At 66.8% G+C, this 23,823-nt stretch carries 21 protein-coding genes; 11 read left to right on the top strand and 10 right to left on the bottom strand.

Annotated features, from left to right (window positions below):
* Nucleotides 1-2: 2 nt before the first annotated feature.
* Nucleotides 3-875: an alpha/beta fold hydrolase gene (locus A5773_RS13035; RefSeq protein ID WP_066956635.1), complete on the bottom strand. Its 873-nt coding sequence runs from the start codon at nt 873-875 to the stop codon at nt 3-5.
* Between the two features lie 109 nt (nt 876-984).
* On the opposite strand from A5773_RS13035, the gene A5773_RS13030 reads away from it, so the two are divergent.
* The 4 genes from A5773_RS13030 (at nt 985) to A5773_RS13015 (ending at nt 5,897) form a co-directional block, all read left to right on the top strand.
* A complete protein-coding gene (locus tag A5773_RS13030; RefSeq protein WP_066956632.1) occupies nt 985-1,878 on the top strand; it encodes an NYN domain-containing protein in 894 nt (297 codons plus the stop codon).
* Nucleotides 1,865-3,055, top strand: a complete 1,191-nt coding sequence (locus A5773_RS13025; RefSeq protein WP_082948219.1) for an MFS transporter — start codon at nt 1,865-1,867, stop codon at nt 3,053-3,055. The genes A5773_RS13030 and A5773_RS13025 overlap by 14 nt, the downstream gene beginning before the upstream one ends.
* 150 nt (nt 3,056-3,205) lie before the next feature.
* Complete coding sequence (locus A5773_RS13020; protein WP_066956694.1) at nt 3,206-4,444, top strand: cytochrome P450; 1,239 nt, start codon at nt 3,206-3,208, stop codon at nt 4,442-4,444.
* A gap of 103 nt (nt 4,445-4,547) precedes the next feature.
* A complete protein-coding gene (locus tag A5773_RS13015) occupies nt 4,548-5,897 on the top strand; it encodes a hypothetical protein (protein ID WP_067791200.1) in 1,350 nt (449 codons plus the stop codon).
* A 5-nt stretch (nt 5,898-5,902) separates the two neighbouring features.
* Here the strand turns inward: A5773_RS13015 and A5773_RS13010 are convergent, their stop codons facing one another.
* Nucleotides 5,903-6,817 (bottom strand): alpha/beta hydrolase, encoded by a 915-nt coding sequence (locus tag A5773_RS13010; protein ID WP_066956626.1) that lies wholly within the window; start codon nt 6,815-6,817, stop codon nt 5,903-5,905.
* Between the two features lie 135 nt (nt 6,818-6,952).
* On the opposite strand from A5773_RS13010, the gene A5773_RS13005 reads away from it, so the two are divergent.
* Entirely contained in the window at nt 6,953-7,684 is a 732-nt protein-coding gene (locus A5773_RS13005) for a 2-thiouracil desulfurase family protein (protein ID WP_082948218.1), read from the top strand.
* A gap of 744 nt (nt 7,685-8,428) precedes the next feature.
* Entirely contained in the window at nt 8,429-8,674 is a 246-nt protein-coding gene (locus tag A5773_RS26040; protein WP_156659714.1) for a hypothetical protein, read from the top strand.
* A gap of 72 nt (nt 8,675-8,746) precedes the next feature.
* Here the strand turns inward: A5773_RS26040 and A5773_RS13000 are convergent, their stop codons facing one another.
* Entirely contained in the window at nt 8,747-8,968 is a 222-nt protein-coding gene (locus A5773_RS13000) for a hypothetical protein (protein ID WP_066956618.1), read from the bottom strand.
* Nucleotides 8,969-9,349: 381 nt separating this feature from the next.
* Between A5773_RS13000 and A5773_RS12995 the strand changes: the two genes are divergently transcribed.
* Nucleotides 9,350-9,643, top strand: a complete 294-nt coding sequence (locus A5773_RS12995) for a PepSY domain-containing protein (RefSeq protein ID WP_066956615.1) — start codon at nt 9,350-9,352, stop codon at nt 9,641-9,643.
* A gap of 123 nt (nt 9,644-9,766) precedes the next feature.
* Nucleotides 9,767-10,159: a hypothetical protein gene (locus tag A5773_RS12990; protein ID WP_066956613.1), complete on the top strand. Its 393-nt coding sequence runs from the start codon at nt 9,767-9,769 to the stop codon at nt 10,157-10,159.
* A 270-nt stretch (nt 10,160-10,429) separates the two neighbouring features.
* Here A5773_RS12990 and A5773_RS12985 read toward each other — a convergent pair whose 3' ends face one another.
* Complete coding sequence (locus A5773_RS12985; RefSeq protein WP_067791198.1) at nt 10,430-11,404, bottom strand: DUF1259 domain-containing protein; 975 nt, start codon at nt 11,402-11,404, stop codon at nt 10,430-10,432.
* Between the two features lie 178 nt (nt 11,405-11,582).
* Here A5773_RS12985 and A5773_RS12980 point away from each other — a divergent pair, with 178 nt between their 5' ends.
* The 3 genes from A5773_RS12980 to A5773_RS12970 all read left to right on the top strand — a co-directional run bounded on the left by A5773_RS12980 (nt 11,583) and on the right by A5773_RS12970 (nt 14,707).
* Nucleotides 11,583-12,290, top strand: coding sequence for a response regulator transcription factor (locus tag A5773_RS12980; protein ID WP_066956691.1), 708 nt, complete (start codon nt 11,583-11,585; stop codon nt 12,288-12,290).
* Nucleotides 12,287-13,636, top strand: a complete 1,350-nt coding sequence (locus A5773_RS12975) for an ATP-binding protein (protein WP_066956606.1) — start codon at nt 12,287-12,289, stop codon at nt 13,634-13,636. The genes A5773_RS12980 and A5773_RS12975 overlap by 4 nt, the downstream gene beginning before the upstream one ends.
* 66 nt (nt 13,637-13,702) lie before the next feature.
* The gene (locus A5773_RS12970; protein WP_066956603.1) at nt 13,703-14,707 is read left to right on the top strand and encodes a cation diffusion facilitator family transporter; all 1,005 of its coding nucleotides are present in this window, start codon (nt 13,703-13,705) and stop codon (nt 14,705-14,707) included.
* Nucleotides 14,708-14,713: 6 nt separating this feature from the next.
* On the opposite strand, the gene A5773_RS12965 is transcribed toward A5773_RS12970, so the two are convergent.
* The 6 genes from A5773_RS12965 to A5773_RS12940 all read right to left on the bottom strand — a co-directional run bounded on the left by A5773_RS12965 (nt 14,714) and on the right by A5773_RS12940 (nt 23,816).
* Nucleotides 14,714-16,009, bottom strand: a complete 1,296-nt coding sequence (locus tag A5773_RS12965) for an NRAMP family divalent metal transporter (protein ID WP_066956600.1) — start codon at nt 16,007-16,009, stop codon at nt 14,714-14,716.
* 184 nt (nt 16,010-16,193) lie between these two features.
* Nucleotides 16,194-17,270, bottom strand: coding sequence for a PDR/VanB family oxidoreductase (locus tag A5773_RS12960; RefSeq protein ID WP_066956597.1), 1,077 nt, complete (start codon nt 17,268-17,270; stop codon nt 16,194-16,196).
* A gap of 10 nt (nt 17,271-17,280) precedes the next feature.
* Nucleotides 17,281-18,186: an alpha/beta fold hydrolase gene (locus tag A5773_RS12955; protein ID WP_066956689.1), complete on the bottom strand. Its 906-nt coding sequence runs from the start codon at nt 18,184-18,186 to the stop codon at nt 17,281-17,283.
* Nucleotides 18,187-18,205: 19 nt separating this feature from the next.
* The gene (locus A5773_RS12950; RefSeq protein ID WP_066956595.1) at nt 18,206-19,114 is read right to left on the bottom strand and encodes a metal-dependent hydrolase; all 909 of its coding nucleotides are present in this window, start codon (nt 19,112-19,114) and stop codon (nt 18,206-18,208) included.
* A gap of 17 nt (nt 19,115-19,131) precedes the next feature.
* Nucleotides 19,132-22,371: a fatty acyl-AMP ligase gene (locus A5773_RS12945; RefSeq protein ID WP_066956592.1), complete on the bottom strand. Its 3,240-nt coding sequence runs from the start codon at nt 22,369-22,371 to the stop codon at nt 19,132-19,134.
* A 458-nt stretch (nt 22,372-22,829) separates the two neighbouring features.
* The gene (locus A5773_RS12940) at nt 22,830-23,816 is read right to left on the bottom strand and encodes a diacylglycerol kinase family protein (RefSeq protein ID WP_066956589.1); all 987 of its coding nucleotides are present in this window, start codon (nt 23,814-23,816) and stop codon (nt 22,830-22,832) included.
* Nucleotides 23,817-23,823: the final 7 nt, after the last annotated feature.

Below are 23,823 nucleotides of genomic sequence, written 5' to 3'. Positions count from 1 at the left end.
GCTTAACTCTGCAGCTGAGTGCTCTCCGTTTGACGGCGGTCGCCGGTCGCGATGAAGTCCTCGATCAGCTCCACCACCTGGTTCGGCGTCTCGACCTGCGCGAAGTGGCCGACGTCGGGCAGGATTTCGAGCCTGGCATCGGTACGTGCCTCGTGTGCGGCGTACGCGTGATCGACGGGAATGATGGCGTCACGCTCGCCCCAGATCGCCATGACCGGCAAGTCCTCGCGCAGCCGCAGCCTGCTGAGCGCGCTGACCGCCTGGCCCCGGTAATCGACCACCGATCGCAGCGTGCGCAGGAACGACTGCCGGGTCTCGCCGTCGGACAACGACGAGTAAGCGCTCCACATCTCGGCGCCGCGCGGCGATTGAATGCCGGCGCCCCGCAACCACGACCTGAGCCGATTGCCGACGGCGAGGACGGGTTTCGGGGCGATGATCGGCAGCACCAGCTCCGCGCCGGGCGCCGAGAGCAGCCGCAACACCCAGCCGACGTCGGGGCCCAGGCCGCCGCTGCTGATCAGAATCAACCGCTTGGCGTAGTCGGGGTGCTGGTAGACGAACTGCATCGCGACCCCGCCGCCGAGCGACTGACCGACCAGGCTGGCCTGGCTGACGCCGAGTTCGTCGAGCAGGTCACGAAGCCACACCGCGAAGGCGCCCAGCGAATAGTCCGTGCGCGGCTTTGCCGACTCCCCATGGCCGAGCAGGTCGGGGGCGATGACCCGGAACTTCTTCGACAGCATCGGTATCACCGATCGCCACGTCTCCGAGCTTCCGGCCATCCCGTGGATGAGTAGGAGCACCTCGCCGTCGCCTTCGTCGCGGTAAGCGACGCGATCGCCGTGCAGCTCCAGATACTTCAACTCGTTCATTGCACCGGGATACCCGCTCTCGCCTCGGTTACGGCCGCAATCGGGCGAATCGTGACGGAAAACGCATCCGGCCCGTCCAGTGCCCGGCGCCTCAGCAATGATTTAGTCCATGACCGAACCGGTTGCGGCCCGCGTGGCCGTCTACCTCGACTTCGACAACATCGTGATCTCCCGATACGACCAGGTCAACGGCCGAAGCTCGTTTCAGCGCGACAAAGCCAAGGGCCTCGAGCAGTATTCCGAGCGGCTGGACCGGGCCACCGTCGACGTCGGCGCGATTCTAGACTTCGCGTCGTCGTTCGGGACCCTGGTGCTCACCCGCGCCTATGCGGACTGGTCGGCGGATATCAACGCCGGGTACCGCGGGCAGCTGGTGGCCCGCGCGGTCGACCTGGTGCAGTTGTTCCCCGCCGCGGCCTACGGCAAGAACGGCGCCGACATCCGGCTGGCCGTCGACACCGTCGAGGACATGTTCCGCCTGCCCGACCTCACCCACGTGGTGGTCGTGGCCGGTGACTCCGACTACATCCCGCTGGCCCAGCGCTGCAAGAGGCTCGGCCGCTACGTCGTGGGCATCGGGGTGGCCGGCGCATCGAGCCGGGCGCTGGCGGCGGCCTGCGACGAGTTCGTCATCTATGACTCGCTGCCAGGGGTGCCGGCGCTCGAACCGCAGGCCGCGGGCGCCGAGGCGGACGCAAAGCCGTCCAAGCAGCGTGCGGGGCGCGCCAAGCCGGAGCAGCCCGACGAGCCGGAGCCACCCGATCCGCAGGCCGCCGCCACCGCGCTGCTGACGCGTGCGCTGCAGATCGGCCTGGAGAAGGACGACGTCGACTGGCTGCACAATTCGGCAGTGAAGGCACAGATGAAGCGGATGGACCCGTCGTTCAGCGAAAGGTCCTTGGGATTCCGGTCATTCAGCGATTTCCTGCGTTCGCGGTCCGATGCCGTCGAATTGGACGAGACGTCGACGACACGGATGGTCCGGCTTCGTGCCACAGAGTGAACCCGACGTGGGGCCCCGCTGGCTCACTCGCAACGTCCGGGTGCTCTCCGGGGTCTCGTTTCTGCAGGACACGGCCAGTGAGCTGTTGTATCCGCTGTTGCCGATCTACCTGACCGCGGTGCTGGGTGCGCCGCCGTCGGTGGTGGGAGCCGTCGAGGGCGCGGCCGAGGGCGCCGCCTCGCTGACAAAGCTCGCCTCGGGTCCGCTCGGCGACAGGTTCGCGCGGCGCCCGTTGATCGCCACCGGGTACGGCATGGCGGCGCTGGGCAAGGTGATCATCGCGGTGGCCGGGGCGTGGCCGGGCGTGCTCGCGGGTCGCGTCGTCGACCGGCTCGGTAAGGGCGTGCGCGGTGCGCCGCGGGACGCGCTGCTGGTCGACGATGTGGACGACGCCCTGCGCGGCCGGGTTTTCGGCTTCCACCGCGCGATGGACACCTTCGGCGCCGTCTTTGGTCCGCTGCTCGGGTTGGTGGGTTATGAGCTGCTCGACCACCGGATCGCGCCGTTGCTGTATGTCGCCATCGTGCCCGCCGTCCTGTCCGTGGCGCTCGTCTTCCTCGTGCGCGAGCGCAGCAGTCGCGCCCCGCGAGCGCAGCAATCGATGTGGGCCGGCGTGCGCTCGTTGCCGCGGCCGTATTGGCGGGTGACCGCAGTCCTCGTGCTGTTCAGCGTGGCGAATTTTCCCGACGCCCTGCTGTTGTTGCGGCTGAACGAGATTGGTTTCTCGGTGGTGGGGGTGATCCTGGCATACGTCGGGTACAACGCGGTGTATGCCCTGGCCAGCTACCCGGCCGGATCGCTCGCCGACCGCATCGGCAGGCCGGCGTTGTTCGGCCTCGGCCTGGCATTCTTCGCGATCGGCTACATCGGGCTGGGACTGACCACCGACATCGTGACGGCGTGGCTGCTGATCGGCGCCTACGGGCTGTTCACCGGGTGCACCGACGGCGTCGGGAAGGCCTGGATTTCGGGGCTGGTCGACCCGGAGCACCAGGCCAGCGCGCAGGGCTTGTTCCAGGGCGGCATCGGACTGGCCGTCCTGGTGGCGGGGTTGTGGGCGGGCTTCCTCTGGGGTGCGAATGGTCAACTGCCGCTGCTCATTTCGGGAGTCACCGGCGGGGTGTTCGCGGCCGGGCTGATCGGCAGCCAACTGGTTCGCGGCATGAGACACGGGTAGGCGTCGAACCACACGGCCACACACGCCTTTTAATTTGTATGGCCCGTTAGCCCGAGAAGGCGCGAGATCGTTGACACCCAATCGGTACGGCCATACATTGTGTGAAAGTTGTCGCGAACGGATCGCTCGCGCGGCCTCGAGGAGACCGTCATGACCGTCGGTACCGCTCCCACAAGCGTTTTCGATGCCGATCTGCCGACGCTGACCTATGGCGCCGAAGAAACCCCCGCCGACGTCTATCCCCGCCTCCAGGCGGCGCAACGGCAGGCTCCCGTCGCCATCGGACCGCACGGACCCGAAGTCCTCTCCTACCACCTCGTCCGCTCCGTCCTTCGCGACGCCCGATTCCACATCCCGCCGGGGATCAACCTGCTCGTCCAGGGCGTCACGTCGGGCCCCTTGTGGGACAAGGTGATCAACAGCCTGCTGTGCCTGGAAGGCGACGCACACCATCGGCTGCGCAGCCTGACGTCCAAGGCGTTCACGCCCCGCGCGACCATGCGGCTGCACGACACCATGGTCGAGGTGATGAACGGACTGGTGGACACGGTCATCGACGCGGGCAGCTGCGACGTCGTCACCGACCTCGCCCGCCCCTACCCCGTCCCGATCATCTGCGCATTGCTCGGCGCTCCGCGCGAGGACTGGCAGCAGTTCTCGTTGTGGGCGGACGACGTCTTCAAGGCCTTCAGCTTCAGCGTCGACCTGCGCGCGGTCGAACCCGTCGTCATGAACGCCTGGCACCAGCTCGACGCCTACGTCGAGGACATGGTCGCGCGGCGGCGGCACAGCTTGACCGATGACCTGCTCTCCGACCTGATTCGCGCCGAGGACCCTACTTTTTCAGGCGACCGGCTGAACACCGCCGAGCTGCGGATGCTCGCGGGCGGCCTCCTGCTGGCGGGCACGGACACCACTCGGAACCAGGTGGCCGCCTCGGTACACGTCCTCTGCGAGCACCCGGAGCAATGGGGCCTGCTCAAGGAGCACCCCGAACTGGCGATGCGCGCGGTCGAGGAGACCATGCGCCACTCGCCGATCGCGTGCGGGACCCTTCGCCTGGTGGTCGAGGACGCCGAGCTGGACGGCTACCTCTTTCCCGCCGGCACGATGGTCCTGGTGAACACGGCCGCGGCCAACCGCGACCCGGCGGTGTACGACGAGCCAGACCGGGTCGACATCACGCGTGAGGGGGCGCCGCCCATCCTGACCTTCGGCGGCGGCGTGCATTACTGCCTGGGCGCCAACCTGGCCCGCCGCGAGATCGCCGAGGCGCTCAACGTCATCGCGGGCCGCCTGCTCAACCCCCGCACCGCGGGACCGGTCCCGTGGAAACCGATGGTGAGCCTCAGCGGACCGAAGCGCCTGCCCATCGAGTTCGACCGGTAGCCGGTCGCGGGCCTGGTGTGACGAAGACCGCCTGACACAAGTCGCGGTTAGTCCCGGCCCGCCTTACGCTCGTTGGTTACACGAACTTAACGGGGGTTTTCCGATGCGGGCTTTCACGGGGCAAACTGCGCCCAAATGCGGGCTTGCCCTCGTCGCATCGGTCATCTGCCTGGCCGCCGTGTCCTGTTCGGAAACCGCGTCCCCGCCCGCGGCGACCCCGACCACCTCGACTTCTCCGTCGAAAACCGCCACCAGCGCGGCCCCATCGCCGGCCGCGATAACGGGTCCGCTGGAGAAGGATTGGAAAAGCTATGGCGGAACGGCGTACTTCGGTTGCCCCGACAGACTTTCGACGAGCAAATCCGCGATCGAGGACATCCGACCGAAAATCTTCGATCCGAAAACCGGTCAATACATCGCGCCGGCCGTTCCGACGCTAGCCGCCGGCGAGAACCTCACCGGCGCCGTCTGTGCGCTGACGGGCACGGCGGACGACATGAGGGTCGTCTACATCGTCACGACCGTCAAACCCGCCCAGGCGCAACAACCCGCAGTCACCAAGGCGACCGCGTACGCCTACGACTTCAAGGCGGGTCAACCGTTGGCGACAAAAGAACTGCAGCCGCCGACCCCCGACCTCAAGTTCACCGCGGCGAAGGACTGGGGGCTCGCCTCGACCGCGGCGGGTGTGGCGTGGACCAACGCCTTCACCGACGGGCACGGCGCCACGTCACCGCCCCGGACCGTGCTCCTCTCCGGCGCCGACCTGTCGATGCCATGGAGCGACCCCCAATCCGGGCGTGCCTGGCAGGACGTCCTCGCATTTCAACGCAACACCGACGCCGCCAAGACGTCGGGCGCCGAGCTGCGCCGGCCCAGCGGGGAGGCGATCTATCAGGACAACGACATCCGCAGTGTGGATGCCGAATTGACGGATGGCCCAAACAAACTGGTCCAGATCACGCACTGGGATTCTTACAATCCCCCGGTGCTGTCGACGATGTTCTATGACCTGAACGCCAAAGCCGTCATCAAGATCGGTGACTCCGACCGCATTCCCGGTGGCGGGCTATCAGCGACGTTGTCCGGCGGGAAATTGTTTGTCGATGGCCATGATTCGGACAACTCCGCGTTCGGCTTCGGGGTGTGGAACCTGCGCAGCCAGCAGTGGGATTATCTGAAGACGCGGGACGACGCGAAGAAGATGTCGATTGCCAAGGTGGCGTTCTTCGAAGACCACCTCTACATCACCAACACCGGCAATACGTTTGCCGTGCTCGCCCTGCCCGCCACCGATCCGATTGCGACCACTTGGTCCGTTCGGCCCTTCACGCGAATATCGGGCTGGACGCTGGTGTGCCGCGGTGAGAATGCCGCGGCCTTGAACGGGGACTGCAAGGACATCGTGATGGTGCAAGACCAGGACGGCCATTTCCCTGGGCCCTGGTCCTGACCTCGTCAGGGGTCCCGTGTCAGGTGGCGGCGCAGAAACTCCGTCTCGACCGAGCTGATCGCCTCGAAGAGAGTGCCCGTGTAGACGTCGAAGTGCCCGACCGGATAGCGGTGCAGTTCAACGTTATTCATTGCTGACGCGATGCGTACGGCGAACCTGGGCGACGCTTGCAGGTCGTGGTCCCCCACGCACATCAGGACGGGCATGTGCAGTTTCTCCGCGGTTCCGCTGCGGTAACGCGGCAACGCGAACAGCATGCGGGGAGCCAGCGCATTGCGCCAGCCGACGGCTTCGCCGCCCAGCGCCTCGAACGCGGCTTTCGCCTCGGGCTCCGTGAACACCGCGGTCTCGCCGGGATCGGCAACCACCGGAACCAGATACGGCGGCCGGCCCCACTTCGCGCCAACAGCGTCGCGCACCGCTGCGACGGTGAATTGCAGCGTCCGCCGCGTGACGTCCCAGCTGAGCCGCTCGCGCAGCCCGCGGCCGCGGTGCCAGCCGTCGATCAGCGGGACCTGCGTCACCACGGCGGTGATTTCGGGATCCGTGGCGGCGACCGCCAGCACGTGACCACCGCTGAGGGACGTCCCCCACAAGCCGATTCGACGCGGATCGAGGTCGTCACGGCCGCGTGCGTATCGCACCGCCGCCCGGTAGTCGTCTCGTTGTTCGGCGACGTCGATGACTTGCCGAGGCTCGCCGCCGCTGGCTCCGAAATGCCGGTAATCGAACGCCAGCACCGCAAGGCCCGCCGCGGTGAACTTCTCCGCGTACGCGGGCAGACCGAGGCGCTTGGTGGCGCTGCCGCCGTGTCCCATCACCACACAGGCGAGCCTGTCGCCCGCTTGGGCGGGCCGGTAGAGGTCGGCCGCGCACCGCACCCCGCCGGACTCGAAGGACACTTCCTCAAACGCTGACACACCGGTTCCGCTCTGAGTCGGTACAACGTGGTCTCAATCTGCCCGTGGCCGCGCCGCCCCACCAGAACCAAGAGGACCACCCTTCGGTGACCTTGGCCCCTACTGAACGGTCAAGCGGATGTCGATGCTCTCGGTATGCGTGGCAGACGACCGCAGTTGCTGCTCGACCAACTCCACGACGAACGCGGCCGACGGGTTGTGCTGGTCTCGCACTGCCTGCTGAACGAAAACACCCGTTACGCCGGCGGCGCCACCCGACCTGGTGCCGTGCCGGAGGTGGTCGAGGAGCTGATGAACGCGGGTTACGGAATTCATCAGCTGCCGTGCCCGGAGCGGCTGGCCTGGGGCGGGGTATTGAAGCCCCACAGCCTGCACCTGCACCACTCCAAGGGCGGATGGCTGTATCCACTGCGCGGCCCACTGCTGCATGCCTTCGTGCTGTGGACCCGCCTCGTCTATCGGCGCTTGGCGCGGCAGGTCGCCCGCGACGTTGCCGACTACCAGCGTTCCGGGATCACGGTGGCCGGCATCGTCGGGATCGGTGCCTCGCCGTCGTGCGGGTTGACCACGACGCTGGACATGCGGGCCTCGCTGGAGGTTGTCGCGTCGTGTCCGGCCGCCGCCCTGACGCGGGACGTGATGACCGAACGTGCCGTTCTCGGGTGCCGTCGCGAGGGTGAGGGCTTGTTCATCGCTGCGCTGGATCGGCGGTTGCGCCGTCGGGAATTAGAGGTTCCGGCGCTCGAACACGACCTCGCGGCGGAGCTTCGGGGTTCGCGGCAGACAGTGCTCGCCGTGGGAGCGGTGCGGACCCTGGGTGCACTCGGGCAGCGAGATACCCCGCCGAGCGGTGGCACACCCCACTGACCGTGCTCCCGAGTCCTCAGCTGCGACAGCACAACTCAATAACATCGGCCGCGCAAAAATGCTCTTGCGTTTGATACCCTACGGGGGTATAGTCCTCGGTATGAACGAGACAGATACCTGCCACTGCAAATCCACCGGTTGCACCTGTGGGGACTCCGCCTGCACCCGGGCGGGCGGCTGCACCTGCGGTCACCCCGCGTGCACGTGTAACGATTAGTCACCTTCAGTTCAAGGCCTCGACCCCGCGTCGAGGCCTTGACTGGTTTATCGATGCTTGCGGCCACAACGTTGACGTCATTACCCTACGGGGGTATGGTTGCCGGCATGGAAGCGGCCGAATCTTGCCGCAGATTCGCGGACTCAGGCTGTAAGTGAGTCATTACCAGGTGATTACGAGACTCTTTATCAGCATCAGCGTCGTCCTCGGCGCCGGGGTCGAGCTAGCGCCAGCGACCAGCGGTGACCCCGGCCCGTTCAGCAACCTGAGCTGTCATTGCCCGTCGCCACCGGATCCCAGTGCTGATGTTCCCGGTCAAATCGCCCGCGGAATGCACGACGGTCTCTCTCGGCTGCAAGCCCATCAAAGCGATTCGCCGCCAGCCAGACCCTGATGCGGGCCGCCCTGGGTGGTCTCGATCCGGCGTGCCCCTTGACACTCGTGGGCGCAGAGGACTTAAGCCCCTACCCCCTTGGGGTATGAGCTCGCACACTGAGGGTTACGCGCAACAGAGAACGGAGACTCTGATGAAATCTCGAGCGAGAAAGGCGATCGTGCTGTTCAGCGGTGCGACGGTGCTGACTTTGGCGGCAGGTTTCGGCGGCGGCGAAGTGCTCAGCAACACCACCACACCGATGGCAACCCCGACCTCCACCGTTGCGCCGGCACCCCCGGCCAAAGACGGTCCGGGAGCGCCCGCAACGAGTCAGCCCACGCGGGACTTCGACGGTCCACATGGCGACACCGGATGTATTCCCCATATCAACTGTTAGGTCATCGACACCGTCGCGAATGCGAACAGATGTGGTTGTGCCCGAACACATCCGGGCGGTGACGCGTAGTCGCTAGAAGAGGTGGGGGGTGCTTCGGTGATGTCGGTGGTCGTAGTGCACGACCGCCGCGACCACACCGGCGCCGAGACCGACGCAGGACAGCAACGCGGCGGCCGCCACCATCGCCCAGCCCGGGTGGCCGGAACCGGCCGCGAAGAGGGCCATCGGCAGCGCGGCGAACGCGAGCAGTGTGGACATGAGCCCGGTCCAGGCGGCGAATCTGTTGAGCATCATGATCTGAGCCTCCTTAGCCGTCAGTCACGATCATCGTCCTTGTCATGGCCGGCGGGCAAGATGCCAAATACATCGAAGTCCGTGCCGAGGTGCACCTCCGTCGCTGAACCCTCACCCATCTCCTGCTCTGCGTCACCGGCCGGAGCGCCTCGATCTGGACCGCCCGACCGCGGGCAGAGCGGGCCGGGCGGGAACTGGCTAGCCCCGTGTTACGGGGAACACGCTCTTCGTCTGGCGCGCAGCACTTCTCGGGACACAGCCGCCGAACGATCACCATTGAGTACGGCCGCGCGAACGAATTCGGTCACTTTCATCCTGGCTTCATGTGCCGGCGCTAGCGTCGCTTTCGCAACCAGGTCACGGACGGAAAGGGATGGATCCATGAGGGTCAGAACGAAGATCGGTATCGGTGTGGCCAGCGCCGCCACCCTAACGGCCATCGGCATCGGCGTCGCCGCCGCGGACGACCAGGAGATCACCGGGCCGGCCGCCGACCAGGCCCGCGCCGCGGCGGTACAAGCAATACCGGGCAAAGCCGGGAAGGTCGAAAAGGAGACCAACGAGGGCGCCGCATATTACGGGGTACTCGTTACCAAAACCGACGGCACTCAGGTGGAAGTCCACCTGGATCAGGGCTTCCATTTCCTGGGTACCGAAGCTCCGGATAACGATTGACCCCGGAATCTCGATTCGCATGGGTCGCGATGCCGATCCCTACTCCGGCGGGCGTCGGCGGACCCAGATCGACGGGATGGCGCAACTTCAGTCGGAGCTGCGGCGAAAGACGGGGGTTTCGAAGTGAGCCAAACCGTTGAAACGGCAACCTATCTCGCCGGGGCGGCCGAACGGTTCGGCGCGCCACGCATCGCGCTCACGGCAGGGCTGACCGGCGTGCTCACACTGGCCGCTGCGGCATGGCGGCTGCCGCGGAGTGCTTGGAGCGACGTCGTCGCCCTCGGCGCCCTGAGCGCGGCCGCGGTGTTCTTGTGGCGAATGTCCGCCAACATGCCACAACTCAACAGCGACGGGCTGCCAGGCTTTTCCGCGAACGATTGGCTGGCACCCGTAATGACCTATTTCTTCCTCTCGGCATACACCGATCTCCGGTCACCTAGTGATCCACGGCGTTATGGCCAAATCCGCACGATTGCCGTCGTAATATCGCTGTTCGTCAACGTCGTCACCATTTGAAAGACGCCGCGTAGTTCCCTGGCGTGCAACACTTCTCGGCCGTCTGGTTCGCCGATTCGTCTCACACCGGATTCAGGCGTCGATCGTCAGAGGCAACGTTGATTACATACTCGATATGAGTCAGGCCGACCCTTACCCACCCGCCGGCGCCGTCGGCTTCGGCCGGCTCCTCGCGTACTTCTTGAAGCTGGGCGCAATCGGGTTCGGTGGAGCACCAATGGATCGATCGTCAGGATTTCCTCGACGGAGGCTTCGTGCTGAGCATCGGCACTACCCCGACTGCAGGTTGGTGGAGTCGAGGGCCGGGCGCAGCCCCTTCGCCAGGGTGACCGCATCGTCGACCGCCCAATAATGCATGTAAAACAGCCGGGGCTCCTCGGTGAGGCCGTGATTGTGCAACTCGACAATCTGGATGTTGCCGCCGCGCAACGCCTGGATGACCTTCTGCACCTCGGGGGCGATCAGGATGAAATCACCGTTGATCGCTGTGCGACCGCCGCCGATCGGCTGAAAATTGACCACGGTCGTCAGGTTCAGCGATGCTGCGGGCAGCACGCGTCCGTCCTCGACGATGGTGTCTTTGCGGGGGATGCTGTACTTCAATAACCCGCCATCTTGGGTTCCCTTGCGGCCCAAAGTTTGTTGGACCCCGGCAACGTCGATGTCGACCGGCGGCTGCTGCGCCGGCGGCGGGATGGCCGGGCCGATCGATGTCGCGTCCAGCGCCGCTCTAAGCCCCTTTGCCAGCTGCACAGCATCACCCATGCCATGGATGTGGGTCCACCACACTGGCGGATTCTGTTGCAGCAGTTGCTTGTGCAGCCCGGTCTGGGCGATGCCATGCGCCTGCAGCGCATCGGTGACCGCGGGCAACTCTTCCTCGGTGACCACGAGGTCGCCCATCATCAGCGCCGCGTTGTCGCCGTAGCGGGCGAATGCCACATACCCGCCCAAGGACAACCCCGGTTTGATGTCCACACCGTAGGAGGTGATGTGAAGATCGTTGCGCGGCAGATTGATCCGATAGGCGGTGTTGTTGTCGCCGAGCTTTCCGGTCCGTCCGATAGCGTCGGCCACCGGCTTCCAGTCGGCATCGCTGGTGCTCACCGCTGAACGGGGGTTGGCCGGTTGCCCGGTGCCGCTACCCCCGCCGCCCTTGGAGCCAGAACCACACCCTGCCAGCACTACCGCCGCCACGGCGGTGATCGCGGCAATTCTCGCCACACCATGCTCGACACCCGCCATGGCCGTGGGTCTACCGCTTCTTCATGAAGCCACGATGAAGCTTGACCGGAGCGTGCCCGACACGGCGGGCGTGTCCTCATCGTGGCTTCATCAACGCCGACTACACCCGACATACGTCGACAAGGGCGATGATGGTGTAGGCCCGGTGCCGTCACAGGCACCGAGCACGGAAAGGGTGGTGACTACCGTGCGCGTGCTGGTCGTCGAGGACGAGCCCAAGATGGCCGACCTGCTGCGCCGGGGTCTGACCGAAGACGGCTACGCGGTCGATATCGTTGCCGATGGCGCCAGCGGCTACCACGCCGCGACCGTATACGACTACGACGCGGTGGTGCTGGACGTGATGCTGCCAGGCATGTCGGGTTTCGAAATTTGCCGAAAATGGCGCAGCAGGCAGAACTGGGTCCCGGTGCTGATGCTCACCGCGCGCGGCGCCGTCATCGACCGAGTCGCCGGGCTTGACGGGGGGGCCGACGACTACCTCACCAAGCCGTTCCACCTCGATGAGCTCTTCGCCCGGCTGCGGTCGCTGATCCGGCGCGGACCCACACCACGGCCCACCGTGTTGACGGCCGGGGAGCTGCGCGCCGACCCTGCGAGTCGCAAATGCTGGCGCGGAGATGTCGAAATCGACCTGACCACTAAGGAATTCGGTCTGCTCGAACTGCTGATGCGGCGGCCCGGCACGGTCTTGACCAGAGAGCTCCTGGTGGAACATTGCTGGGACTTCGCCTACGAATCGCGCTCCAACGTCGTCGACGTCCACATCCGCGCGCTGCGCGACAAGATCGACCGGCCGTTTGGGATGCGCTCCATCGAAACCGTGCGGGGTATCGGCTACCGGATGCGCACCGACGGCGGCGTGCCCGAGAAACCGGGCCGATGATCCGGCGCTGGCCGATCCGGATCAGACTCACCGCCGCCTTCACCGCCGTGATGGCGCTCTTGCTGTTGGCCGTTGCAAGCCTGACCGTTGGCCACACGAAGGAATCGCTGGACACGGCGATCACCGAGTCACTGCTAAACCAACTGACCAATTTGCGGCCGATCGCAGAGGACGATGATCCCTTGCTCGCCGGCGGCGATGCCGATACCGCCCAACAAGTCATCGCGGGCGACGGCAGGGTGCTTGCTGCCACCTCGAATCTCGTCGGGCAGACCGCGCTGACGCCGTCCGAGCTGGACAGCGCCCGACGCGGCCGGCTGGTTGCGGATCACTCTCGGCTGGGCAACCTGGAGAGCCCGGTTCGGGTGGCGGCAGGCCCGGTCGCGGGGGGACGCGTCGTTGTGGCGGCCCAGAGCATGGCCGACTGCGACGCAGCGGTGGCGGATCTGCGCAACGAGTTGGCCGTCGGTTTCCCGTTGGTGTTGTTCGTCGCCGCCATCGGAGCGTATCTGCTGGCGGCCGCCGCCCTTGGACCCGTCGAACGCATGCGCGCCCGTGCCGCGGGCATCAGCGCCACCGACGCGCACGCCCGCCTGCCCGTCTCGGCCGCCCGCGATGAAATCCAGTCGCTCGGAATAACATTCAATGAGCTCTTGCAACGGCTGCGCGACGCGCTGGAGCGGGAACGACAGTTTGTCAGCGATGCGGGCCACGAACTTCGCACCCCGCTCAGCCTGCTGACCACCGAACTCGAACTTGCCCTGCGACGCCCACGAAGCAACCCCGAACTGGTCTCCGCAATGCGCTCGGCCCTCGACGAAACCATCCGACTTTCCCGCCTGGCCCGGGACCTGCTCACAGTCGCAGACACCGGCGGCTCCGCCAAGCGGGAAACCGTTGACCTACGAACCCACCTTGATGCAATCGGCGAGCGTTACCGCCACGGCCTCGACGAACAACTCGAGATCGACTGCCCCGCGGGGCGATACGTCAGCGTCGATCCGGTCGACCTCGATCGGATCATTGGCAACCTGATCGACAACGCCACCCAACACGGCGCTCCGCCGATCACCATCCGCGTGCCGCAGGCATCCGCCGAGGGAGTGGAGATCCGCATCGGCGACCACGGTCCGGGATTCCCGCCCACCTTCCTCCCACATGCCTTCGGCCGATTCACCCGCGCCGACACGGCACGAACCACCGGCGGCACCGGACTTGGTCTGGCCATCGTCGACACCCTCACCCGGCGCAACCATGGCACCGTCACCGCCGGAAATCACGCCGCGGGCGGCGCGGAAGTGATTGTCACGTTGCCTGCCGCTGCACCGCCCGCGGAAACTGAATGACAACTCGCCTGAAGCGCCGCAATTAATCTATTATCTACGTATGGATGCAGATAGAGCTGGACGGCGATGACCGGCGAGAACGTTCACCAACATCACCACGACCATGGTCATGACCATGACCACCCAGGGGGGATTCGCGGCGTGGTGGCCCACCTTTTCGTCCCGCACAGCCACGACGCCGCCGACAGCGTCGACACCGCGCTGGAATCCAGTTCCGTCGGCATCCGGGCGGTCAAGATCAGCCTGATCGGCCTGGCCGCGACCGCCACCATGCAGGTGGTCATCGCCGTCGTGTCCGGGTCGATCGCCCTGGCCGCCGACACCATTCACAACTTCTCGGACGCGCTGACCGCGGTCCCGCTCTGGATCGCGTTCTCGTTGGGCCGACGTGCGCCAACCCGCCGATACACCTACGGCTACGGGCGCGCCGAGGACATCGCGGGCTTGTTCGTCATCGGCATGATCGCCCTGTCGGCGATCATCGCCGGCTACGAGGCCGTCCTGCGGCTCATCCACCCCGTCGCCGTCGAGCACGTCGCCTGGGTCGCGGTGGCCGGCATCGTGGGCTTCCTCGGCAACGAGGGCGTCGCGAGCTACCGGATCCGGGTCGGCCGCCGGATCGGCTCGGCCGCCCTCGTCGCCGACGGCCTACACGCGCGGACCGACGGATTCACCTCGCTGGCAGTGCTTTTCGGGGCGATCGGCGTCGCTCTGGGCTACCCGATTGCGGACCCGGTCGTCGGCATGATCATCACGGTGGCGATCGTGGCCGTGCTGTACCGCGCCGTGCGCGACATCTTCCGCCGGCTCATGGATGCGGTGGACCCGAGCCTCGTCGACACCGCCGAGGCGTGCCTTGCCGCCCGGCCGGGTGTCCGCAGCGTGCGCAGCATCCGGATGCGCTGGATAGGTCACCAACTGCACGCCGACGCGGAACTCGACATCGATCCCAACACCAGCCTCGAGGACGCCCACCGCATCGCTCATGACGCCGAACACGAGCTGACTCACGCGGTGCCCAAGCTCAACAGCGCACTTGTGCACGCCTACCCGGCGCACCACGACGAATAGGACGTCTTAGGTCAAGCCCAGCGCCTGCGGAACCATGTAGAGCCCGAAGCCCATGACAACGAGGCACAGAACCCAGGTGATGTATTTGTGCGGCCCGCGCATGCGCCACTGCTCGGGCAGCGCCTTGGCCTCCAGCGCCAACAGCAATCCCAGCACGATCGGCAGCAGCAGGGCGTTCATCACTTCGACGTCCACGGCGAGGTTCACCAGGTCGACGCTGGCCAGGACGAGCACGGCGCCGACGACGTGGGCGAGCCCGTAGGTGATGTAGAACTTGGCGGTCTCACGGTTGGGCCGCTCGTTGAGCGTGTGCCGCCACCCGAAGACCTCCGCAAGCCCCCATGCTCCGGCGAGCGATGCGACGATCGCGGCGACCAGCGCCGCGCCGAGCATTCCCAACCCGAAGAGGACCGTCCCGCCGGTGCGGCCCAGGTAGGGGGTCAGCGAATTGGCGATCTCGCCGACGGTGTTCAGGGAAGCTCCGCCGTCGTGCGCGCCAACCGTCGAGGCCATGGTGACGACCACCGCGATCATGATGAGCTGGGTCAGCACCGCGCCGGTGGCCGTGTCGTAGCGGGCCTGCCGAATCGTGGCCTCCGACAACCGCTTATCCACCACCGCGCCCTGCTGGTAGAAGACCATCCACGGCATGATGACGGCGCCGACGTTGGCCGCGACCAGCAGCAGGTATGACGAGTTGCCCAGCGGCATCGAGGACAGACCGTCCAGCAGCGCGTCCAGCCGCGGCCGCGCCAACACCATGGCGACCAGGAACGCCAGCTCGGCCGCGCCGACGATCAGGCCGATGCGTTCGACGCGCCGGTAGCTGCCGGTGAACGCCAACGCCAACAGCGCGCCGGTCGCGACCGGGATGCTGAACCACCGCGAAACACCGAAAAGTTCCCCCACCCCGGCGACCCCGGCGAACTCCGTCAGCAACGCCCCGATCGCCGAGGCGAACAGCGTGAAGGCCGACAGCCACGCCCAGCCGCGACCGAACCGCTCCCGGATCAGCGCGCCGTGACCGCGTTTGGTGACGATGCCGAGCCGCACCGTCATCTCCTGCACGCAATAGAGGATCGGCATCAACATGAGCTGCGGCAGCACCATCCGGTAGCCCCACTGGGCGCCGGACTGCGACGCGGTGATCAAGGAGCCCGCATCGGTGTCGGCCAGCATCACCACCAGCCCGGGGCCCCAGACCGCCAGCAGCCCCCACCGCAGCCAGCGGCCGCGCGCCCGCAGCGACACCGACGGCGGGCCGTCGAATTCCTCCGCCACTGGCGTGGTGGTATCGGTCACCCTTGCCCCATTCCTTCACACGACTGCGTTCAAGCGGCCCGACTGCCGATGATAACTAAGCCTCACCTAACCGCTGCAGTTTCGCCTGAAGAGCGGCATTCTCAAATCTGCGATCTGCCCTCTCCGAGAGCGAGAGTACGTTACCGGAGCATGCGCAAGGGACGAGACTTAATGCCCAGCCGGGTCAGGCGTCGATCACGAGGCGATCGCCCTTGGCCCGGGAGACGCACACCAGCATCTCGCCGTCGCCCTCCACGGTGCGGCCGCGGCGATCAACCTGCCCCGCAAGCACTTTCACCTTGCAGGTGCCGCAGAAGCCTTGCTGGCACGAGTATGCGGTCCTCGGGTCGCCGTCGAGCATCACGTCGAGCGCCGAGCGGTTTCCCGGGACGCTGAGCACGCGCCGCGAGCGGGCGAGCTCCAGCTCGAACGGCACACCGTCGACGACGGGCGGCGGCCCGAAGCGTTCGTAGTGCAGCGGCGCGTTCGCGTGCTGGTCGCGCTCCGCACGCACCGCTTCGAGCATGGCGGTCGGGCCGCACACGTAGACGGCCGTCGTGGGCCCGGCGTCGGCCAGCAGTTCGCCGGCGGTGGCTATGCGGCCGCGCTCGTCGTCGACCCATACCGTTACCCGGTCGGGCGCGATCGCCACGAGCTCGTCGAGCAGCGGCATGTACTCGCGGCTGCGCCCGGCATACACCGCGCGCCAGTCGATTCCGTGCTGCTGGGCGAGCCGGACCATGGGCAGGATGGGTGTCACGCCGATGCCGCCGATCACGAACAACACCTCACGCTCGTCGGTGACGAGATAGAACGCATTGCGGGGGCCCTCGAACTCGACCGTGTCGCCCACGTCGAAGGCGTCGTGCATCTCGATCGAGCCACCGCCGCCGTCGGCGATCCGGCGCACCGCGATGCGGTAGTCGGTGCGCCGACCGGGCGGACCGCACAGTGAGTACTGGCGGCGGCGGCCCGAAGCGAGCCGGATATCGATGTGCGCGCCGGGAGTCCACGACGGCAGCAGACCGCCTTGCGCGTCGGCGAGCGTCAACGCGACCACGTCGGGCGTGAGAAGTTCGCGCTTGGTGACCAGCGCTGTGTTGGTACGCGGCACCGGCACGATCCGCGACGGGTCCCACCGCGACGCCGATGCCAACCCGCCGAAGAGGGTGCCGACTCCCCACAATGCCGTGTAGAGACGATCGCGCTTGCGGCGACCGTACAGGTCGGCGGGTCTGTTACTCCAAATCGCATGTGCCACTGCGAATTTCCTATGCCTGTCGGATGTCGATGACCTGGTTGACCCATTCGGCCGTCAGCCGCGCGATGACGTCGGGATCGGAGGACACCACCCAGTGCCCGCCCTCGATCGGGATCACCCTGCCGCGGGCCGGTATCGAGCCGGTGAACCGCTGCAGGGGCGGGGACACGAAATAGTCCTTGCGCGCCACCAGCACCTGCACGGGGACGCTGGTCTCCGGCACCTGCTTTCCCGGAGCCAGGAAAGGTCCCGGCATGTTGGCGCGGTACAGGTTGAGCCCGTTGAGGTAGTCGCGGATCGACCGGGTGGTCGCCGCGCGCTGCCGGCGGGTGCCACGTGGGCGGCCGATCAGTTCGACCCCGGCGAAGACCGCCACGGTCGCCCGGGACCAGATCGCCAGCTCGGGCACCCCCGGACACAGGAAGAACCAGATGTACGTCGAGGCCAGCGCCTGCTTGAGCACGTCGAACACCCCCCGGGGCGTGCGTGCGGACCGCAGGAATTTGCCCGCGTAGTTCAGGTGCGGGCCGGAGATCGACGTGAACGAGGCGACCTTGCGCATCACCGTGTCGTCGGTTACCGCCGACCAGGCCTGGATGGAACCCCAGTCGTGGGCCACCAGGTGCACCTGGTCCACGCCGAGGCTGTCGATCACCGCGCCGATATCGGAAACCAGTTGGGGCAGGCGGTATCCCGAGCGCCGCGCCGGCTTGGACGAGGCACCGACGCCGCGCACGTCGAAAGCCACGAAGTTGAAGCGCCCGCCGAGCTCCTCGGCGACCCCATCCCACACGTGGTGGTTATCCGGGTAGCCGTGGATCGCCAAGATCGTCGGGCGCCCACGGTCGATCTCCGAGTGGGCGTGGACCGCAAGGGATACGCCGTCGGAAGCGATTACGTTGCTGCACTGGGTCATTCGCGCGAACTCCGGAAGCTCAATGCGCCGCGCGGGCGGCTGGTGATCGGGCCAGGTAGTCGACCGCGCGCCCGACTCCGCCAAGTTTGGAGGGGTGGAAACTCGGCGTGTAATAGGCGCCGATCACCCGCAGGAACTGGAAGGGGCCGGGCACCAGGCCACGCCGTGCCGCGCTGAAGTAGTCGCGCCAGCGCGGTTTGGTGCCCGGCGGCAAGTACGGGTCGACCGAGTACATGAACCGCACCCCGCGAATGAACAACCACAGCAGCGCCGGTGTCACCAGCAGCTGGGTGCGCACCTGGCGCCAGTAGCCGGCGCGCAGGTGCTTCATCGTGTCGAACGCCACCGCTTTGTGCTCGACCTCTTCCGCTCCGTGCCAGCGCAGCAGGTCCAGCATCACCGGGTCGGTGCCGAGGGCGTCGTGTTGCGGGGTGTCGAGGATCCATTCACCCAGGATGGCGGTGTAGTGCTCGAGGGCCGCCACCATCGACACCCGCTCGAGCAGCCAGCTCTGGCGTCGCCGCCGGCCCCATCCGGGCCGGTCCCCGATGAGTTGGGAGAACAGCCAGGCCATCTGGTCGGTGAACGGCGTGACGTCGACGCCGTTGGCCGCGAAATGGTCCAGCACCCCCGAATGCGCCTGGGAGTGCATGGCCTCCTGGCTGATGAAACCCTGCACGTCCAGCCGCAGTTGATCGTCTTTGATCATCGGCAACGTGTTCTTGAACGCGTCGACGATGAACTCCTCGCCGGCGGGCAGCAGCAGGTGCAGCACGTTGCAGAAGTGGGTGGTGAAGGGCTCGTTGGGCACGTAGTAGAACGGCAGCGACGCCCAGTCGAAGTCGACGTCACGTGCCTGCAGAACGATCCGCTCGTGGTCGAGCGACGCGTCATGCGGACCCGTCGCCTGATCGTCGACGGTGAACATAGAAGACCCCCTTACGGCTAGGCGCTGCGTTGCGCCTCGGCCTCAGCCTCGGTGATCAGGCGCTCACTGCGCAAGAACCGGACGAGATTCTCGACCGTCTCCGCCAGCGCCGGCTCACGCAGGCGGACCGCGGCCAGCGCGCGCGCACGTTGGTATTGGCTGTTGCCGTAGCGCTTGTCCCGCATCGCCGCGATCTTGTCCGCCGAGCGGGTGAGGAAATCCACCAGCGGGTAGATCGGATCGCGCGGCGTGCACCGACGGTTCATCTCGGCGGCAAACGACGGGATGTCGCGGTAATCGAAGCGGTAGCCATAGCGCTCGGTCAAGACCCGGGTGATGTCGGTCATGTTGTAGTAATCGTCAGCGGTCATGTTGAAGACCGTGCCCGCGTCGGCCGGCAGCTCCATCAACGCGACGATGTGATCGGCGATCAGGTCCGCGGGCAGCAGGCTGAGCTGGTTGAGCGCGTTGGCGGCGACGCCGTGCTCGATCATGAACGCCATGGTGCGCACCAGGATGTCGTCCTGGCTGCCGAACCCCGCGCTGGTCGGTGAGATCAACGAGGGCCGGAAGATGCGCACGTCGAGCCCCTGCCGCTGGGCGGCGAACGCCAGCTGCTCGGCGACCCATTTGGTCTGCGAGTAGCCGAAGTCCAGGGCGTTCATCTCCAGGTTCGCGTCGGACTCCCCGACCACCGGCTTGACGCTCCACCCGTAGATGAAGGTGCTGGAGACCAGGTGGAAGGTCTTGCGGTGCGCGGTCATGGCCAGCCGCAACAGCTCGTGCGTCCCGATCACGTTGGCGGGCCGCAGGGCGTCGTAGGTCCTGACGTAGTTGACCAGGGCGCCGTTGTGGACGATGGCGTCGACGCTCTCGGCCAGCCTCTGGAACCCCTGCTCACCGATGCCCAGCTGCGGCGCGGCGAGGTCGCCGCAGACCACGCGCACCCGCTGGCGGACCTCGGCTTCCAGGGCCGGCGACCACAGGCGCGCCTTGCGCAGCGACGCGACGATCCGGTCCAGGCCGTGTGCCGAGTCCGTGGCGCGAACCAGCGCGTGGACGGTGCACGACGTCCGGCCGAGCAGGCTGCTGACAAGGAACGGCCCCAGGAATCCGGTCGCGCCCGTCAACAGGATGTCGCTGGGCGCGCCCGAGCGTGCCGGCGGCAGCGCCGGCAGCGGAAGCTGCGCGTCCGCACGCATCCGGGCGACCTCGTAGGCCTCGTACTCCGTCGCAATCTGGTCCAGCGCCTGACGCAGCGCATCGAGCGGCTGGCCGGACTCCTCACCGAATTGCCGCATCAGGCGGAAGAATTCGGCCACCGTGAGTCGCTGCAGCAGGCGCGTGTTGACCTCCTCGGCCAGCCCACCCGCGCCGTGCTCTTCCAGCAGGGCCTGCAGGTCGGCGCGCAGCTCGGCTAGCGCCAGCGAATCGATGCCCAGGTCCGCGAAGGAGCAGTCCTCCTCGCCGGTGAGGTCGTAGCTCTCGATCAGATTCCGGAACCTGTCCAGCGGCCCGGGGTTCGCGTCGGCCCGGTCGTGCGGCTGATGGGTGTAGGCCGCCAGGACGGGCAGCTCGCCGTCCAGCCAGAGCTGGCGCGTCGAGGAGCGCCTGATCTTGCCCGACGTGGTCTTGGGAATGCTGTGTGGCGGCACGAACGCGATGGTGTGCGGGTCGATGTGGCCGTGCCGCCGGATGGCCCGCGCCAGGGCCTTGCCATCCGGTAGCGCGTGCTCGCCGCGCACCTCGGCCACCACGGTCAGCACTTCCTGCTCGTCGTGTTCCACCGAGAAGGCGGCGACGCAGCCGCCGCGGACCTCCGGGGCCGACCGCTCCACGATGCCCTCGATGTCGGAGGGGTAGCAGTTGACGCCGCGCACGATGATCAGGTCCTTGCTGCGGCCGCAGACGAACAGCTCGCCCTCGTACACGAAGCCGAGGTCGCCGGTTCGCAGGTAGGTGTGCTCGGTGTCGCCGGGGATGCGGGCCGCGAAGGCCTCCGCGCTCAGCTCCGGGCGGTTCCAGTAGCCGCCGCCCTTGGACGGCCCGTCCAGCCAGACCTCACCGACCCGGCCCTCGCCGAGGGCCCGCCCGGATTCCGGATCGACGATTCGGACGACGTTGCCGTCGATGGGCTTGCCGCAGCTCACCACCGGCGCCTGGTTGCTGTTCTCCGGCTGGGCCTTTTCGACGCGCGCCAGGTTGTTCTCCAGCGCGCGCTTGTTCAGCGCCAGCGTCTGGCGCCCGCGAAGCGAGACGATCAGGGTGTTTTCGGCCATGCCGTACGCGCCGGTGAGCGCGTTGGGCTCCAGGCCGTAGGGGGCGAAACGCTGCCGGAAGCGGGTGAACGTGCTGGCGCGCAGCGGTTCTGCACCGACGACGATGCTCTCCAGGCTGCTCAGGTCGATCCCGGCGAGCTCGGACGTGGGCAGCTTGTCCTCGCGCAGGCACAACTCGAGCGCGAAGTTGGGCACCGGCGTGTGGGTCGCGCGCACGTCGCTGATGAGCCGCAGCCAGGCCGACGGTCGCTTGAGGAAGTCCAGCGGGGACATCGCGTGTGTCGTCCCGCCGATCAGCGGGATGAACAGGTAGGCGGAGATCAGGCCCATGTCGTGGTGTTGCGGGAGCCAGCTGACCAGCACCTCGTCTTTGGTGAAGGCCGAGGCGTTGGCGATGACGTTGGCGTGGCTGACCACCACGCCCTTGGGGTCGCTGGTGGAGCCGGAGGTGTACTGCAGGAAGAGCACCGGTCCAGGCGTGTCGGGCACGGGCGTGCCGCCGAAGTCCTGCGTGCCGTCGGTGCCGTACCAGGGCAGTTCCGGGGGCCGTTGGGCGTCCGGCCAGGGCGACCCATCGTCGAGGTGGTTGAGCAGCAGGCGGTAGTCGTATTCGAACTGCTTGGTCGACAGCACCGCCTTCGCCTGGCAGTCGCGGGCGATGAAGCTGAGTTTGGCCAGCCCCGACTCGAACGACATCGGCAGCGGGGGGCTGACCGGCACAGCGATCACCCCGAGGCGGGCGCACGCGTAGAACGCAGCGACCATCTCCAGACCGGGTGGGTAGACCAGCAGGGCGCGGTCTCCCGGGCGCAGCCCGGCCTCCGCCGACAGGTAGGCGGCCAGCTCACGCGTCCGCTCGGCGAAACTTTGGTAGGTGTAGTGCTCCTGCTCGCGGCCTTCGTCGTCGACGAACCGGAAGAGGGTCTTGTCCGGAGTCAGCGCTTCCCGCATGTGCAGGTGATCAATGAGCGTCTCCATCGCAGGAGCCACCCCCTTCCGGGTCAACTATGAGCGATAAGAACTTTGGGATCAATCGATAAAGCCCAATGTAACGCCGCTAATGGGGGTCAGGCAAAGCGTGCAGAGGCTTTTCCTATACTGCACATTGATCTCACAGGATCGGCTTATCCAGCGACAACATTGTGCGGCGAGCCGCGTCCTTAACTACGGACTTCAGTATTTCAGTTTCCGCTTTTACCAGGGGCTTTCGTCGGTACAGCGTTCAGCAAGCCCGCGAATACTGAGATGCGTATTTGCGCTAATGCTGAATTCTTGCGTTTGAATCCGTAGGCAATTGCCCCGCCGTTTCGTATCGCCAACGCAAAGGGCATAGCCGCGTCCAAACGATTTGAAATCTCGCGCCTGCCGACGACGTTAGCAAGTGATTTCCACCACGGTTCTCGCGGCCCGCGTTGCGGATCTACTGAGATGCGGAGTCAGCCGGTTTGAGCGACGCGGATGAGCGGACCGGCGCGGGCCACCAGCCGGGTGATACCGACGAACCGTTCGCCGTCGATGATCGGTGAGAGCGGCTCCCCGTCGGCCTCGATGATCATTTCGTGGCCATTGACGTCGCGCACTCCGCGACCCCGGAGCGTGCCATTGGTGAGCGCCGCGGGCAGTTGCGCGACGATGCGCGAGGGCCGCACCTCGCCGGCCTGGAAGTGCAACGCGCCGGGCTTCTCGGCCTTCGGGAAAAGCCGGAACGGCCCGCCGATCCGCAGGTCGATGGCGCCGGCGTGCAGCACGCGGTGCATCCGTGTCGGAACCTCCTCACCGTCGATGACGACCCGGGCGCGCGTCGGGGCGAACAGCACGGACGCGTAATTGGAGTCCTGCGAACGGCCGACTTTCGTACCGAGGTAGTCGCGGAACGAGCGACCGATCACTCGAACGACTTCGCCTCGGCCATGATCGGGTTTCCCGTAATACATGTCGTAGAACCGATTTCCGACACCCCCGGCGGCCAGTCCGAAGCACAGACGATGGAACGCGGCGCCCTCGGCGGTTTCACCGTCGAGTTGCAAGGTGTCAAGGGGCATCTCGGGCGGGGGCCGATCCGCCTTGGCGGCGGCCGCCAGCGCGCGGATGATGGCATCGGGCCGGCCGCGCACGTGTGCCTTGCGGGCGACGGCGTTGACGCTGCCCCCGTTGGTGGGCACGAATGTCGGCCAGCGCTCCGGGTCGCTCTCGCAACGCTCGATCTCGTTGATCAGCCAGTGCAGTGCGCCGTCGCCGCCGTCCCCGACGAGGTGCGTGACCCGCGGATGGAGCTGGTCCAGGGTCTTGCCGAGGTCCTCGATCGAGGCGGTTTCGTGCACCTCGCCGAACGGACCGACGATGCGGCGCAACTCGGCGACGCGGTCGCCCCGCCCGCGGCGATTCCTGCGCGCGAGCGGATTGACGATGACCCCTAGGTACATCAGCGCC

This window comes from Mycobacterium sp. 852014-52450_SCH5900713, from assembly GCF_001667075.1.
GTDB lineage: Bacteria > Actinomycetota > Actinomycetes > Mycobacteriales > Mycobacteriaceae > Mycobacterium.
This window is presented reverse-complemented; position numbering and strand designations above follow the sequence as displayed.